At 45.5% G+C, this 13,857-nt stretch carries 12 protein-coding genes and 1 pseudogene; 10 read left to right on the forward strand and 3 right to left on the reverse strand.

The genetic code is table 11. The features are described from left to right. Positions 1 to 77: 77 nt before the first annotated feature. Positions 78 to 1,319 (reverse strand): group II intron reverse transcriptase/maturase, encoded by a 1,242-nt coding sequence (ltrA, locus tag ACWQ4X_RS18645; RefSeq protein WP_457904581.1) that lies wholly within the window; start codon positions 1,317 to 1,319, stop codon positions 78 to 80. 513 nt (positions 1,320 to 1,832) lie between these two features. Continuing rightward, positions 1,833 to 2,533, reverse strand: a pseudogene (locus tag ACWQ4X_RS18650) (IS3-like element ISAba22 family transposase); the annotation flags it as partial. A gap of 266 nt (positions 2,534 to 2,799) precedes the next feature. Here ACWQ4X_RS18650 and ACWQ4X_RS18655 point away from each other — a divergent pair. The 5 genes from ACWQ4X_RS18655 to ACWQ4X_RS18675 are packed head-to-tail and all read left to right on the forward strand — an operon-like array spanning position 2,800 to position 7,238. Beyond that, positions 2,800 to 3,279 (forward strand): arsenate reductase ArsC, encoded by a 480-nt coding sequence (locus tag ACWQ4X_RS18655; RefSeq protein WP_024160706.1) that lies wholly within the window; start codon positions 2,800 to 2,802, stop codon positions 3,277 to 3,279. A 42-nt stretch (positions 3,280 to 3,321) separates the two neighbouring features. Next, entirely contained in the window at positions 3,322 to 3,684 is a 363-nt protein-coding gene (gene arsD, locus ACWQ4X_RS18660; RefSeq protein ID WP_024160707.1) for an arsenite efflux transporter metallochaperone ArsD, read from the forward strand. A gap of 21 nt (positions 3,685 to 3,705) precedes the next feature. After that, the gene (arsA, locus tag ACWQ4X_RS18665; protein WP_024160708.1) at positions 3,706 to 5,466 is read left to right on the forward strand and encodes an arsenical pump-driving ATPase; all 1,761 of its coding nucleotides are present in this window, start codon (positions 3,706 to 3,708) and stop codon (positions 5,464 to 5,466) included. A 10-nt stretch (positions 5,467 to 5,476) separates the two neighbouring features. After that, entirely contained in the window at positions 5,477 to 5,950 is a 474-nt protein-coding gene (locus tag ACWQ4X_RS18670) for a CBS domain-containing protein (RefSeq protein WP_024160709.1), read from the forward strand. Between the two features lies 1 nt (position 5,951). Further along, the gene (locus ACWQ4X_RS18675; RefSeq protein ID WP_024160710.1) at positions 5,952 to 7,238 is read left to right on the forward strand and encodes an arsenic transporter; all 1,287 of its coding nucleotides are present in this window, start codon (positions 5,952 to 5,954) and stop codon (positions 7,236 to 7,238) included. A gap of 310 nt (positions 7,239 to 7,548) precedes the next feature. Here ACWQ4X_RS18675 and ACWQ4X_RS18680 read toward each other — a convergent pair whose 3' ends face one another. Next, positions 7,549 to 8,586, reverse strand: a complete 1,038-nt coding sequence (locus ACWQ4X_RS18680) for a hypothetical protein (protein ID WP_024160711.1) — start codon at positions 8,584 to 8,586, stop codon at positions 7,549 to 7,551. A gap of 111 nt (positions 8,587 to 8,697) precedes the next feature. Between ACWQ4X_RS18680 and ACWQ4X_RS18685 the strand changes: the two genes are divergently transcribed. The 5 genes from ACWQ4X_RS18685 to ACWQ4X_RS18705 all read left to right on the forward strand — a co-directional run bounded on the left by ACWQ4X_RS18685 (position 8,698) and on the right by ACWQ4X_RS18705 (position 13,676). Further along, the gene (locus tag ACWQ4X_RS18685; RefSeq protein WP_005006220.1) at positions 8,698 to 10,614 is read left to right on the forward strand and encodes a hypothetical protein; all 1,917 of its coding nucleotides are present in this window, start codon (positions 8,698 to 8,700) and stop codon (positions 10,612 to 10,614) included. Positions 10,615 to 10,732: 118 nt separating this feature from the next. Then, positions 10,733 to 11,578 carry a hypothetical protein gene (locus ACWQ4X_RS18690; RefSeq protein ID WP_005006221.1) on the forward strand — a complete coding sequence of 282 codons (846 nt, stop codon included), beginning with the start codon at positions 10,733 to 10,735 and terminating at the stop codon, positions 11,576 to 11,578. Positions 11,579 to 11,691: 113 nt separating this feature from the next. Next, the gene (locus tag ACWQ4X_RS18695) at positions 11,692 to 12,264 is read left to right on the forward strand and encodes a hypothetical protein (protein WP_005006224.1); all 573 of its coding nucleotides are present in this window, start codon (positions 11,692 to 11,694) and stop codon (positions 12,262 to 12,264) included. An 8-nt stretch (positions 12,265 to 12,272) separates the two neighbouring features. Beyond that, positions 12,273 to 13,223, forward strand: coding sequence for a tyrosine-type recombinase/integrase (locus ACWQ4X_RS18700; protein WP_223213874.1), 951 nt, complete (start codon positions 12,273 to 12,275; stop codon positions 13,221 to 13,223). 75 nt (positions 13,224 to 13,298) lie between these two features. Further along, positions 13,299 to 13,676 (forward strand): helix-turn-helix domain-containing protein, encoded by a 378-nt coding sequence (locus ACWQ4X_RS18705; protein ID WP_005006227.1) that lies wholly within the window; start codon positions 13,299 to 13,301, stop codon positions 13,674 to 13,676. The last annotated feature ends 181 nt before the right edge of the window (positions 13,677 to 13,857 follow it).

The raw sequence follows: 13,857 nt of genomic DNA on the forward strand, positions 1-13,857 counted from the left end.
GGTGAGTAGACCAAGGGAATCTCACCCTTAGCCCCTCGCAGAACCGGACGTGAACCTCTCAGCTCATCCGGCTCCCATTATCCAACCGGTGGTAAACATCCCATTTTCCAATGCACAAAAGCATTTGGAAAATCACGCGCAAGCCGCCCTAAGGCATATCTAGCTCGTCTTTTATGACGGGCTAAATTTTTATACTTACGCCTCATCCAGCGTATAAGATAAGCATTCATGTGTCTCCAGATCACTGACATCGCTGAACCATGGAAACGACCATAGTATTGTTGCCAACCTAGAAGAATTGGATTAAATATTGCTGATAGATCAGTTAATTCACGCTCACACATCAAATGTAGATGCCATCTCCGGATAGTCTGCCGCATTGCCTTAAGTGCATCACGACTGACCGCCGGAGAAAAATTCACATAAACCCTTTGATATTTGTCTACAGCCTTACGGGGCCTAAACGTGTATCCGAGAAAAGTAAATTGTACATCTTGATATGCTTGGCGACGATTAACATCTTGGCAATAAACAATCTTCGTCTTCTCTGGATGCAATTCGAGTCCACATTCACGAAATCGTGCACCAATCTTTTGTAAAACAAGTTTGGCTTGAGATAAACTTCGGCAATGAATTACTCCATCATCCGCATAACGGCAGAATCTTACACTCGCAAGATTCTTCGTAATCCACATATCAAAAGCATAATGCATAAATAAATTAGCCAATAGAGGGCTGATAACTCCACCTTGCGGTGTGCCGCGATTCCTTTCTAAAACTTGACCATCTACATTTTGCATAGGTGCTTTTAACCAGCGTTCTACATAGAGAAGAATCCATGGAATTTCACAGTGTTTCTTGAGTGCACGCATTAGTAAATCATGGTCGATGTTATCAAAGAGACCTTTGATATCAAATTCCACAACCCAGTCATAATCCCAACTTCGTCTCCTCACCATCGCAATTGCATCATGGGCAGAACGCCCCGGACGATAGCCATAAGAGTTTGGATGAAATAATGGATCAATTTTCGGCTCTAATAAGAGCTTAACTGCTGTTTGCGCGACTCGATCTGCAACTGTTGGAATGCCTAGTATACGCACGCCACCTGACTTCTTTGGAATCGGAACACTCTTGACTGGCGGTGGAAAATAACTGCCAGAACAAAGTCGATTCCATAGTTTGTATAGGTTGTTCTTTAAATGCTTTTCGAATTGCTCAATAGATTCATGGTCAACGCCTGAGGTGCCACCGTTCTCTTTGACTTTTTTGAATGCCTCCCAAATTAACGCTTTAGGAATGTTAAATGGTTTGGTCATAAAGTTTTGCTCCTCCTGTTTGCACAGTTGACAAATCCGTAGACCTGGATAATGCAACCCCTTCGCTCCATTACCATTACAGTAATTTCAACACTACTACGAGTTGCTCCGCCCCTTGGTGACGCATTGCTATTATCAGCCTTGCCTTTTGAGCTTGTGCCTTTCACTTGACATCGCCACCGAAGGTTCCCGCAGTACAACGTAAGAGCCTGTATTAGGATCGCGCTGCCTCTACGCCGGACACCGAATGGCCCGTAAGCAGGTAACGGCCAAACTAATCGCGGGGCAACATCCATCCCCGGTTTTGATGTCATTTGAACACTTTCGACACTTGAACGGCAGTTCACTGTTGTTCGCCTTCCTAATTCTTACCTGACGCCTTTACAACGCCTTTTCCATAACGCTCACGACCGGGACTTTTGATCCAAGCCGCTTATGGTGGTTTGCTACCTGCTCCTGCAAGCCGATAGCGAGGGGCCATACCCTCATCTCTTACGCCGCTTGCTGCGGCACACTAATATCACTTGACCATGCTTGATTTGGTCTAGTCATTGAGAATTGTTGCTCCAGCAGGTTTTCATAGATCGCTCGATTATGGTCACTATTCGTAGTCCTTTTAAAACGCTTGTGTCGCTTACAATACAGGTGGTTCAGCGCTTTTATCTGACCTACAGCGTACATACTCATTTTTATACCCTGAGCTTGTAAGTATTTGGTTAATCGAATATAACCATAGCTCTGCCTTGTCTCCTCATGGGCTATTTTCACCAATATCGTCTGTTGATTTCGTTGAATCGTTCTTTTGCTCACGCCTCTCTTGAGCCAATCATAAAAACATGAAACTGAAACATGAAGTAATCGAGCCATTAAGGTAATTGGAAAAGAATATCTTTTTTGTTTCATATAGGCGTACCTTACTGACTTTCTTTGGCAAAGTACGCTGCTGCCTTTTTTAAAAATTCACGTTCCATTTCAGCTATTTTGAGCTGTTGTTTGAGTTTTTTATTTTCTTCGAGTAGAGCGTTTAGATCAGGTGAATACTGTTTTGTACCTGCTAAAGTTCCAGCCTTTGCTTTGGTATTCCAATTTGAAAGAGTTTGCATTGAAATGCTAAGTTGTCTGGCTGTTTCCGAGACATTGCCTTGATTGGCTTCAATTAATTTGATGGCTTCAGCTTTAAATTCTGTGGTGTAAGTCTTGTGTTTCTTGCTCATGGTAAACTCCTGATGAGTGTGTTTAGTTTACCAAGTTAAAACCTCCTGTTTTTTCAGCACACATCAGCTCGCTTGGTGACGGTCGAACAGGAGGGACGCTTTCAGCGGTACCGAGCCGACATCCCGTTAATGCTGAACTTGATCGCGTACCTTACCGAGGAATGCTGCTCCGGTCATCCTGACCAATGCGTTGAAATGCGAGTTGCCTCGAAATGTGCTGAGGAACTCTTGCCGCCACTATCCCCCACCACAACGAAAGCGACGACATGAATATTCTTTTTCTATGTACCGGCAACTCCTGCCGTTCCATCTTGGCCGAGGCGACCTTTAATCACTTGGCCCCAAAGGGCTGGAAAGCCATGAGTGCAGGCAGTCAACCGACCGGGAAGGTCCACCCGCGTTCTCTCACGCTCCTGGAACGTGAAGGCATCGCCGTGGACGGTCTGCACAGCAAATCGTGGGAAAACCTCCCGCAGGTTCCGGATGTGGTCATCACCGTGTGCGCGAATGCCGCCGGCGAAACGTGCCCGGCGTATCTCGGCCCGGTGGTGCGAGCGCACTGGGGTGTCGACGACCCGGCGCATGCCACGGGAACTGACGAGGAAATCGAAGCCGCCTTCACGAACGCTTACCGGATTTTGCGTCATCGCATTGAAGCGTTCATCGCGCTACCCCTGGCGCAGCTTAAGCATGACCGAGCACAGTTGAAGGTGGAACTGGATCGGATCGGAACGCTTTCAGAGTAGTTTTTATTTGACATACATTTCAATACTTGATGGAGGTTTTAAATGAAGAAGATCGAAGTCTTTGACCCGTCGTTGTGCTGTAGCACGGGTGTGTGTGGGGTTGATGTTGACCAAGCCCTCGTCAATTTTGCTGCCGATGCTAATTGGGCGAAGCAGAACGGGGCGCAGATCGAGCGCTTCAATCTGGCGCAGCAGCCACAAGCCTTTGCGGACAACGCTACCGTAAAAGCGTTCCTGCAACGCTCCGGCCAGGATGCGCTGCCGCTGATTTTGGTCGATGGTGAAGTGGCGCTCGCGGGGCGTTACCCGAAGCGGGCCGAATTGGCTCTTTGGATAGGTATCGATCAACCGACGGACGCCGCCAAGCCGGCAACGGGTTGCTGTTCCAGTCGTGGCTGCTGCTGAACAATACGGAGAAAAGTAATCATGAAATTCCTTCAACATCCACCGCGCTATCTCTTTTTCACGGGCAAGGGCGGCGTCGGCAAGACCTCGATAGCCTGTGCCACCGCCATTCAACTCGCCGAAGCTGGGAAGAATGTCCTTCTGGTCAGTACCGACCCGGCGTCCAACGTCGGGCAGGTCTTCGGCGTCACGATCGGCAATCGCATGACGCCGATTCCTGCCGTTCCACGTCTTTCGGCGCTTGAAATCGATCCGGAAGCCGCAGCCCATGCCTATCGGGAACGCCTGGTCGGCCCGGTTCGCGGTGTGCTTCCCGACGACGTGGTGAAGGGCATCGAAGAATCGTTGTCGGGCGCATGCACCACGGAAATCGCCGCATTCGACGAGTTCACCGCACTATTGACCAACGCCGCGCTCACCGCCGATTTCCAGCACATCATTTTCGACACCGCGCCCACCGGTCATACCATTCGCCTGTTGCAACTGCCTGGCGCCTGGTCTGGCTTTCTGGAAGCGGGCAAGGGCGACGCCTCGTGTCTCGGCCCGCTGACCGGATTGGAAAAACAGCGCACCCAGTACAAGGCGGCGGTTGAAGCCTTGGCCGATCCGCTGCAAACCCGTCTCGTGCTGGTCGCGCGCGCCCAGCAGGCGACCCTGCGCGAGGTGGCGCGTACTCATGAAGAACTGGCCGCCATCGGCCTCAACCAGCAGCATCTCGTCATCAACGGCATCCTGCCCGCCGTCGAAGCCGACAACGATCCGCTGGCCGCGGCAATCCACGAACGCGAACAAGCGGCGCTCAAGAACATTCCTGCCGTGTTGATTGCGCTTCCGCGCGACCTTGTCCAGCTCAAGCCCTTCAATCTCGTCGGCCTCGACGCCCTCCGGCAATTGCTGACCGACCTGCCGCCAGAGGCGCATGTCGCAGCCGATGCCCCCATTGAACTGGATGAGCCCGGCGTGGCCGACCTCGTCGATGGCATCGCGGCAGATGGACACGGGCTGCTCATGCTGATGGGCAAAGGCGGCGTGGGCAAGACGACGCTGGCAGCGGCTATCGCCGTGGAGCTGGCCCATCGCGGCCTGCCGGTCCATCTGACGACTTCCGACCCTGCTGCCCATTTGACCGAAACCCTGGCAGCAAAGCTCGACAACCTCACGGTGAGCCGGATCGATCCGCATGCCGAGACCGAGCGCTATCGCCAGCATGTGCTGGAAACCAAGGGTGCCGAACTCGACGCCGAAGGCCGCGCATTGCTCGAAGAAGATCTGCGCTCACCCTGCACGGAAGAAATCGCCGTCTTCCAGGCGTTCTCGCGCATCATTCGGGAGGCGGGCAAGAAATTCGTCGTGATGGATACCGCGCCGACCGGGCATACCTTGCTCCTGCTCGATGCGACCGGTGCCTATCACCGCGAGATCGCGCGTCAGATGGGTAACACCGGCATGCACTTCACCACGCCGATGATGCAGTTGCAGGACCCGAAGCAAACCAAGGTGCTGATTGTCACGTTGGCGGAGACGACGCCGGTGCTAGAAGCCGCCAATCTCCAGGCCGACTTGCGCCGCGCCGGCATCGAGCCGTGGGCCTGGGTCATCAATACCAGCGTGGCGGCAGCCTCGACCACTTCCCCCTTGCTGCGCCAGCGGGCCGCCAACGAACTGCGCGAGATTAACGCCGTGGCCAATGAGCACGCGGACCGTTACGCCGTTGTCCCGCTTCTGAAAGAAGAACCGATTGGAGCAGAACGCCTGCGTGCGCTCATCCATCCCCAAGCATAGGAGATCGACCATGTTGATCCGAAATTTCATGACGCCCGATCCGGTGACCGTTCAACCTGAAACGCCGGTTGAGGACATCGCCAAGCTGCTGCTTGCCCATCGCATCAACGGCGTCCCGGTGGTCGACGGCGTTGGCCGTCTGCTCGGCGTCGTGACTGCGGAGGACTTGATCCACCGGGGAGCGGACGAACGGCTTGAACCCCGCGAATCGGTCTGGAAGGAAAATTTCTGGGTTTCCTTCCTTGGCCCAAAGGGGCGCACAGCGCGCAAGGCCGAGGGGCGTACTGCCGCAGAGGTAATGACCACGGAAGTGCACACCGTCGCGCCTGCCATGCATCCCTCCGTGGCAGTCCGGTTGATGGTGGATCATCACTTTACGTCCCTTCCCGTAGTGGAAGATGGGAAAGTGATCGGCGTCATCTCCCGGATTGACCTCCTGAACCTTCTTAAAGAACTCGATAACCCGCTGAAAAAAGAGACTTGACATGCTTGCTGCCCTACTGATTTTTCTTGCCACTATCGTGCTGGTGATCTGGCAGCCGCGCGGGCTGGGCATTGGCTGGAGTGCGACGCTTGGCGCTGTCGTGGCGCTACTGTCCGGTGTCGTTCACTTAGGTGATATTCCTGTCGTCTGGCAGATCGTCTGGAACGCCACAGCCGCGTTCATTGCCATCATCATCATTAGCCTGTTGCTCGATGAGGCCGGATTTTTCGAATGGGCAGCCTTGCACGTCGCACGCTGGGGAGGCGGGAAAGGGCGCATGTTGTTTGCACTGATCATCCTGCTAGGTGCGGCCGTCGCCGCGCTTTTTGCCAACGACGGCGCAGCACTGATTCTCACGCCAATCGTCATGGCCATGCTGTTGGCACTGGGGTTCAGTCCGGCGGCCACGCTCGCGTTCGTCATGGCAGCGGGTTTCATCGCAGATGCAGCCAGCCTGCCGCTCGTCGTATCCAACCTGGTCAACATCGTCTCTGCCGACTTTTTCAAAATCGGGTTCAATGACTACGCTGCGGTGATGGTTCCGGTGAATATTGTCGCCATCATTGCTTCTCTGGTCGTACTCTCAATCTATTTTCGCCGCAGTATCCCCGCACACTACGACGTGAATCAGTTGAAACAGCCGAATGAGGCCATTCGCGATGCGGCAACGTTCCGTTTCGGCTGGGTGGTTCTTGTCCTGCTGTTGGTCGGATTCTTCGGCCTTGAGCCGCTAGGCGTGCCGGTTAGCGCAGTGGCTGGCGCAGGGGCCTTGCTGTTGCTCGCAGTCGCTGCGCGAGGGCATGTCATCAGCACTCGCAAAGTGATCCGTGAAGCGCCTTGGCAAATTGTCGTCTTCTCGCTGGGAATGTATCTCGTGGTCTATGGGTTGCGTAACCAAGGCCTGACCGAGCACATCGCAAGGCTGCTGGATTACTTCGCACAAGGCGGCGTATGGGGAGCCACGTTTGGAACAGGCTTCCTCACTGCGCTGCTGTCTTCGGCCATGAACAACATGCCTACGGTACTGGTGGGCGCACTTTCCATTGATGCCACAAGTGCAACCGGCGTGGTGAAAGAGGCAATGATCTATGCCAACGTGATCGGCAGTGACTTAGGGCCGAAGATCACCCCTATTGGCTCGCTAGCGACGCTGCTCTGGCTGCATGTACTGGCGCGCAAGGGAATGACGATCACTTGGGGGTATTACTTCAAGGTGGGCATTGTGCTAACCGTCCCCGTACTCGCGGCGACCCTGGCTGCGCTGGCACTGCGCCTGAGTCTCGCCTGATGCGGGCGGTGCTCTGCTCGAAGACATACAGAATTGATCCATCCTTGCCATAGGCTCGGCAAATTGCATCTGTAGCACGGAGCAAGAGGGACTGAGACTCCTTTTTGCTTATTAGCTGATCCTTAGCGTGCTTTATTTTCCGTTTTCTGAAACGACCCCATAAAGGAAAGTTTCAAATTAAAATTGCCGACCTACGTTCTTTGACTTTTAGATAGATGTTATTCAGGTTGGGATTCCGTAATTATTAAGCCTTTTCCTTTTTGCATTAAAAAAGCCTACATTGTAGGCTTTTAGCTTTTTTAGATCTGTATTACTGAATTAAGTCGTCAACGGCTTCACCAAGGTAGGTTGGATCGTATTGCTTATACAAATAGTTTTCCAGAATTGGTAAATCTGGTGCTAAAACCATTCGCGTAATTTTAGGACGATCTTCTTCAAGGTTAAGCTTCACATGTACGGCGAAGAAATCAATGTTGTTCGTGATGAAGTCATATTCTTTACGACCAGTACTTTTGAGTTGATCAACCATACGCGAAAAGTAGTGGTTATTCGTAATAGAGCAATTCAAGAACTCTAACGCATCTTTTTCAGTAACATTAATTTCAATAATGTTATTGAGGAAGGCTAGCTCTGGTTTAATTAAGTTGCCGTTACGGTCTGCAGTTAGACATTTTGTAGAAAAGGTACCAATACCAGCCATACGACCATCATATTTCACAAAACCGTGCTCTTCAGATGCAACTAAGTTTGACGCATGAACGTATAGAGTAGGGTGGTGCTTTGTATTCCACTCTAAATCAATAACGTCAGTTTCATTTTCTGCATAGAGAGTTTGTAAAAGGGATCTATTGAGGTTGGTATAGAGGACTTGATCAAGCTCTAATACTTTGCGGCGATATAGCTCAGCGAAGGCAATACCGTACTGAGATAAGATATTACATGTTGTATTGAAGCTATTGCAGTAAATCGCACGGTTATCGTTACCGCCGTCTCGATCCTCACTGACCACAATTACATGGTTCCCTAAAACACCATTGATTTTATAAACCACAATTGAGCCTAATGCGAAGTTTTGGGTAAGTAGTTCTTCACCCTCAAATCGTACTGCCGTGCAGTTTTTAATATTTTCTGCGCTTAAAGGATAATTACCCGGTGTGATGGACCACAATGTTGAGACTGGTACAAATAGAGGCTCAATAGAACTACTTAAGTCAACTCGACCAATCGTGATGATGCTTGTGCCGTTAAAACTATCGCCCTTGTGTTCTGCAACGGCTGATGTTCCGATCGTACCTGGTATTTGTGCGTTCTCTGAAGCGCTATTATTTGGTACAACTGATTCTGTCATGAAACAACTCACTAAAAGTTTTATCTTTGTTTAAAAATACCACATGATAAATAGTATTAAAACTTATACTACTATTATAAGATGATCTTTAAGATTCATAAAGGTATATTTATGCTAAACCATAAAACCCAAGTTTGTTTTTTTAATAACCTGATTGGACGTTTTTATAAAAACCATTTGATCATAGATGTTAAAACTTTAAACCTAGATTTTATTTTAGATGTTATTGAATTTCCGACATCAATTGAAGGTTTAAAAAAAGCACCTAAAGTATCAAAAATTAAAATACCTTTTACGCAACTTGCTCAGGATCTTCAGCCACAAAATTACCTAGATTTAGTCCAATCTGATGCCAAAAATCTGTATCTGCAGATTGGGCAAGAAAGACGTTATATTCACGGCGAACAAACTAATTTTTCATATGCTACATCGGTGTTTCAGCAGATCGGTGATGATGAAGTGCTCCAGCTTGAGGCTTTGAACTATGCACTGAAGCTCCAAAGCATTACTAATGGTATTCAGCAACATACAACAGCGATTGAGACATATATCGAGCTAAAGCCTTTACGATATGCGTTTAGCTTAGATACGTTCATAAGTGCAACTGCAGATCTAGATCAACCTTTCGATACTCGTGAAGCGCTTTCTGGCCATATCGTTAACCATTGGGAAAAATGGGTTAAAGCAAACAATATCACCAGTGAAAGTTCTTATGATGCGGTGCTAATAAATACCGATAAATTAATACTGGTTCGAGTCGGTATTCACTCATTCTCAGTGAAGATTACAGACCTTGAAGTGGCTGACGGCGTTATCTATGCTTCTCTTTGTGATTTAGAGCTCTTACAGGTGCTTCTACCAACGTTCTTTGATGGTATACCTTGCCGTATTACTGCATATGCCGATATGAACATTCAATATGCTGTATCGCAATATAAGACTTGGCTATCAAGTCAAAACCTGAAGAAGATCCAGTACGTTCGCAAACAAGGTATTGAGAAGTACTTGCGTAAAAAATTAGAAGATGAAAGTGACTTAATCGGTAACGCGCAACTTGCCAAAACCCTAATGAATACCAGCTATACAGAACAAACAGTCTCATTTTTTTCTGACGCTTGGGGATTATCGTACGCAAACCATTTTGAGAAGAAAATTCGTCATGCTTTTGATCTGGTCATACAGGCTTTGGATCATGAAGGGATCTCATTAGAGCAGCTGCAGTTCATCAATAGCCTAACAAAAGGGGCAATTGAGAATGCTATTAACGAGATGCTGAACAAGACTGGTTCGCCGTTAAACGTGGTACCAACACTCACTCAAGAATTACTGTTAATTTGCGATGAATTCAATGCCAAAAAACTCAACATATCAAGTGAGCTCTTGGATGCAATCACTCAGTTTGCAGAACAATATGCAGTATCACCACTGTTGGCCATTAAGCGTGATAGCGCCGTGTATTTGCTGTATGAACCATTAGATGCCGATAATCAGTTAATTGATTATGAGTGGTTTTGTACTGCGGTATATACCAAAAATCAGTTTGTGCCTGAAGCCGATGAACAACATAAAACAAATGTAGCGGATCTTCTTAAATCGGTTGAAGTACTGCATGTATTCAAGCCGAATATCCTGTCGTGGACCAATGGCAAGGTATTTGAAACGCCAGAAGAAAAGAAAAATGCTTTTATGTTATGTCTCACACCTGAAGCATTTGAAAATCAAATAGAATTCTTACGCACTAAGAACGCAATACCAGGATATTTTAAAAACCTGATTACATCCTTAGGTGGTTTAAGTACAGTGGCCACGGAACAAGATAAATACGGTGTATTTTTGATTGAGTCGATCGCTAAAAATTCGACTGGTTTTGCATATCAAGGACAACTCTTTCCTATCGATCAAAATGCCCAAATTGACTTAGATCAATGCTCAAATTTAACGCTTAATTCTAAACTACTACCAAAAAACTACCTGACCTTTAAAAGACTAATGAGATTAAGCGATAGTTTAACGAATGGCGTTAAATAGGTTTAAGAAATATTATTATTTTTACTTTAAGTTTAAATAGTGGTTTTTTAAATGCACAAAAATAAAGTATTATACTTTCAAACATAAAACCCTTTTAAAGTTATACAGAGAATACTGAATGAAACTATTAAAAACTGCGATGGTGGGTATCCTTGGTACTGTAATAGCACATACTGCTTTTGCTTATGATGATGTACCAACCCCAAATCCAAACTTTAAAGAAGCTTACGTGGGGCTTTTAACGCCATCTAAAAACTTTAATGTTGTTGCTGGTGGCCTTACACCTGAAATCAGCGAATATAAACTGTCTGATAGCTATTTTGAGAACAATTCAAATCAACGATACAAAGCGACAGCTCACCTTTATCAACAGATGAATACTCGACAACGAGCGATGTATTTATTAGTTCAGCACACAGCTTACTTAAACGATATTTTCTACCCTCAACGTAACCCTTTAGTTAATCCAAACGTATCAGACGAACAATTGAATGTTGAACCAGCACTTAATAAACTGCAGTCCTTACGTACTGACAAAGATATTGTCGAAAATGTTGTAGATCGTGAAACTATGCTTCAGGTATTAAAAGCACATTACGATTATTATATGCGCGATCAATTTACAGTACGTTTTTACGGTAAAAACCAAAACACATTTACTTATGGAATTGATAACTATTCTGGTTTAAAAATACGTTCGGTGGAAGGAAACTTACGCATTGTTGATCGCAAAAGAGGTACATTGTTAGGTGACTCAATGGTTAAGTTAAACCACTGGATACCAGCTACCCGTACCAAAGAGCGCCGCACTATTGATATACCGTCTTCCATGCCAGAATGGAAAGACGTTGAAATTAAAGATCTTGCAATTAAATTCCAACCAACTGCAATAACAACCATGCAAGGTAAACGCATTGATATTAATAAAATCTATGCGTACAACACTGAAAAATTCAATTTCTAATGTATATAGCGGTCACTATCGACCGCTTTATTTTGTTCCTGGATAAATATTAACCGTAGCCTAAGCAAAAGTTACTTGTAACTTAGAAAGGATATCTAATTAAGGTTAGAACTATGAAGAAATTACTTCTTTCAATTGCATCTGTAATCATGATCGGGGGATGCACAGAAGTTCCGAAGGATATGTCACATGTTGATGTTTTTACAAACGATCGCTACCTATCGACAGCATATGAGTTTAATAAGCTGGTTGATGATACATTCAAATACCCGTATTCAAACATCCCATTTTTAATGGTTACGGGAGGGTGGAGTGTTAGTGGTCCAAAAGAACCAATATCGCAAATTGTATACAGTTGCTTAGCTTCTAATGAGGTGCAATTGGTTACAAAATACAAACTATTTATGCCCGAAGTTACTTACATCAAAACACCTGAAAACCAGGTGAAAAATTGCATCATTAAACATTCTAATGGCTCAATTAATGCAGACGCGTTGAATGACCTTAAAGCCTTCACTTTATTCCAAAAATATTCAGATAATCCATTTTTACGCAAAACTGTGGACGCAGCGAAAGCAGATGGCAAAATATCAGTAAAAGAATATATGGATATTGTGCAAAATGTCATAAAATTAAGTAAGGCTGACGAACAGGTTCAGCTAGAAAAAACCATCCAAGAGCTTTAAGCATTATTATGTCGGAAAACCTTTCCATGCATAGCATGACGAATGAGGAATTGATTCAAGAATGGCTGGATAGCCTGAAGCTTGAAAATAAGTCCGACATGACAATTAATGAATACAAAAAGAGCTTACTTTTGATGTTAGAAATGCCTTTTTTTAAAGGTAAACATCTATTGGAACTAGACCGCGATTACATCACATCATTTCGGTTGCATCGAATCGATGTTGATATTGTTTCTGCAAGAACACTCAACAAAAATTTATCAGCTTTAAAAAACTTCCTGAACTATTGTCTGCGTAAGGAATATATACCTGAAAACTTCTTTTCTGACATTCGGGTTAAGTTCAAAAATCAAAGCTTACCGCGCCCGATCGCCGTGAATACGTTGAATGAGATACTTGATAACAAGACGCCATTAAATCCGAAATACAATAATCAAAAGTTAAGAGATCTAGCAGCTGCAGAAATTGCTTATTCTGGCGGTTTACGTATCTCTGAATTACATGCCATCAAACTAAGTGATATCAACCTCAGTGCTATGCAACTAAAGGTATTGGGTAAAGGAAATAATGAACGGATTGTTTTTTTAGGAAAAAAATCACTAGAGGCTATTTCTACTTGGCTTTTAGTTCGTAATCGTTGGATTTCAAAAGCTGGAGTAGAAGACTGCGGATATTTATTCATTGCACCATCTGGCAAACATATTGCGAAAAACCATTTAGGTGCATGCATTACAGCTCTGTTAAAGGCGCATGGTTCTGGACATATTGGTAGTACTCATGCTTTGAGACATAGTTTTGCATCGCACTTGTATAACAAAACAAAAAATATTCGCGCCGTTCAGGAAATGCTAGGTCATAAATCACTATCTTCGACACAAGTATATATTCTTGTAGATCACGAAACGTTGATTAGTTCTTATAAAGATGCACATCCACGCGCTAGAGCGAACCAAGATTAATAATTTATTCGCTTCTTGTACTTCTAAAGATATATCGTAAACGATCGAAATAATTAACTTTTGATGGTGCCCGTAATGGCTAAGACTTTTGAACAAGTAAAAAAAGAATTTTTCAATACAAGGGTCATCACAAACAATCGACTACCTAAGCGTGGTGAAAGCCACAAAATTGCTGTGAAACTTGGTTTAATAGACCAAAAACAATCAACATATGTTAAAAAACAGAAACTTTCATATGTTGGCTTATCTGTAATTGAGTGTTTTGAAGAAGCTGGTTTAGATGATGTCTATATCAATGAAAAAATTGAAGAGTTTTCAGAGCTAAAAAACTATACTTCATTACATAAGGCATTAAGAATACTTGATGACGGCCACATGGCCCGTTTAGCAAAAAAATTAGAGGTTTCAGTCGATATGCTCAATGCGACATTGGCTGTGCTGAATAAAATATAAAAAACGGATTGAACCAACCCATGAATGCAAATGAGCTTTATGAAAAGTTACAGCAAATTGGTAAGCCACTGGTCCACGTAGAAAGCCTCGTATCTACAATGCAGTTGGAAATCCCTGTTGAAGAGATTGAAAAACACATTGAACTTTTCGGGGTTAATTTTTTACTGGTAGAAGTTGTTCG

Source organism: Acinetobacter sp. NigerLNRRAM0016, assembly GCF_054112845.1.

Excerpts from the sequence above, each read along its gene's own strand:
- ltrA (WP_457904581.1), bottom strand. The coding sequence starts at position 1,319 with ATGACCAAACCATTTAACATTCCTAAAGCGTTAATTTGGGAGGCATTC.
- ACWQ4X_RS18655 (WP_024160706.1), top strand. The coding sequence starts at position 2,800 with ATGAATATTCTTTTTCTATGTACCGGCAACTCCTGCCGTTCCATCTTG.
- arsD (WP_024160707.1), top strand. The coding sequence starts at position 3,322 with ATGAAGAAGATCGAAGTCTTTGACCCGTCGTTGTGCTGTAGCACGGGT.
- arsA (WP_024160708.1), top strand. The coding sequence starts at position 3,706 with ATGAAATTCCTTCAACATCCACCGCGCTATCTCTTTTTCACGGGCAAG.
- ACWQ4X_RS18670 (WP_024160709.1), top strand. The coding sequence starts at position 5,477 with ATGTTGATCCGAAATTTCATGACGCCCGATCCGGTGACCGTTCAACCT.
- ACWQ4X_RS18675 (WP_024160710.1), top strand. The coding sequence starts at position 5,952 with ATGCTTGCTGCCCTACTGATTTTTCTTGCCACTATCGTGCTGGTGATC.
- ACWQ4X_RS18680 (WP_024160711.1), bottom strand. The coding sequence starts at position 8,586 with ATGACAGAATCAGTTGTACCAAATAATAGCGCTTCAGAGAACGCACAA.
- ACWQ4X_RS18685 (WP_005006220.1), top strand. The coding sequence starts at position 8,698 with ATGCTAAACCATAAAACCCAAGTTTGTTTTTTTAATAACCTGATTGGA.
- ACWQ4X_RS18690 (WP_005006221.1), top strand. The coding sequence starts at position 10,733 with ATGAAACTATTAAAAACTGCGATGGTGGGTATCCTTGGTACTGTAATA.
- ACWQ4X_RS18695 (WP_005006224.1), top strand. The coding sequence starts at position 11,692 with ATGAAGAAATTACTTCTTTCAATTGCATCTGTAATCATGATCGGGGGA.
- ACWQ4X_RS18700 (WP_223213874.1), top strand. The coding sequence starts at position 12,273 with ATGTCGGAAAACCTTTCCATGCATAGCATGACGAATGAGGAATTGATT.
- ACWQ4X_RS18705 (WP_005006227.1), top strand. The coding sequence starts at position 13,299 with ATGGCTAAGACTTTTGAACAAGTAAAAAAAGAATTTTTCAATACAAGG.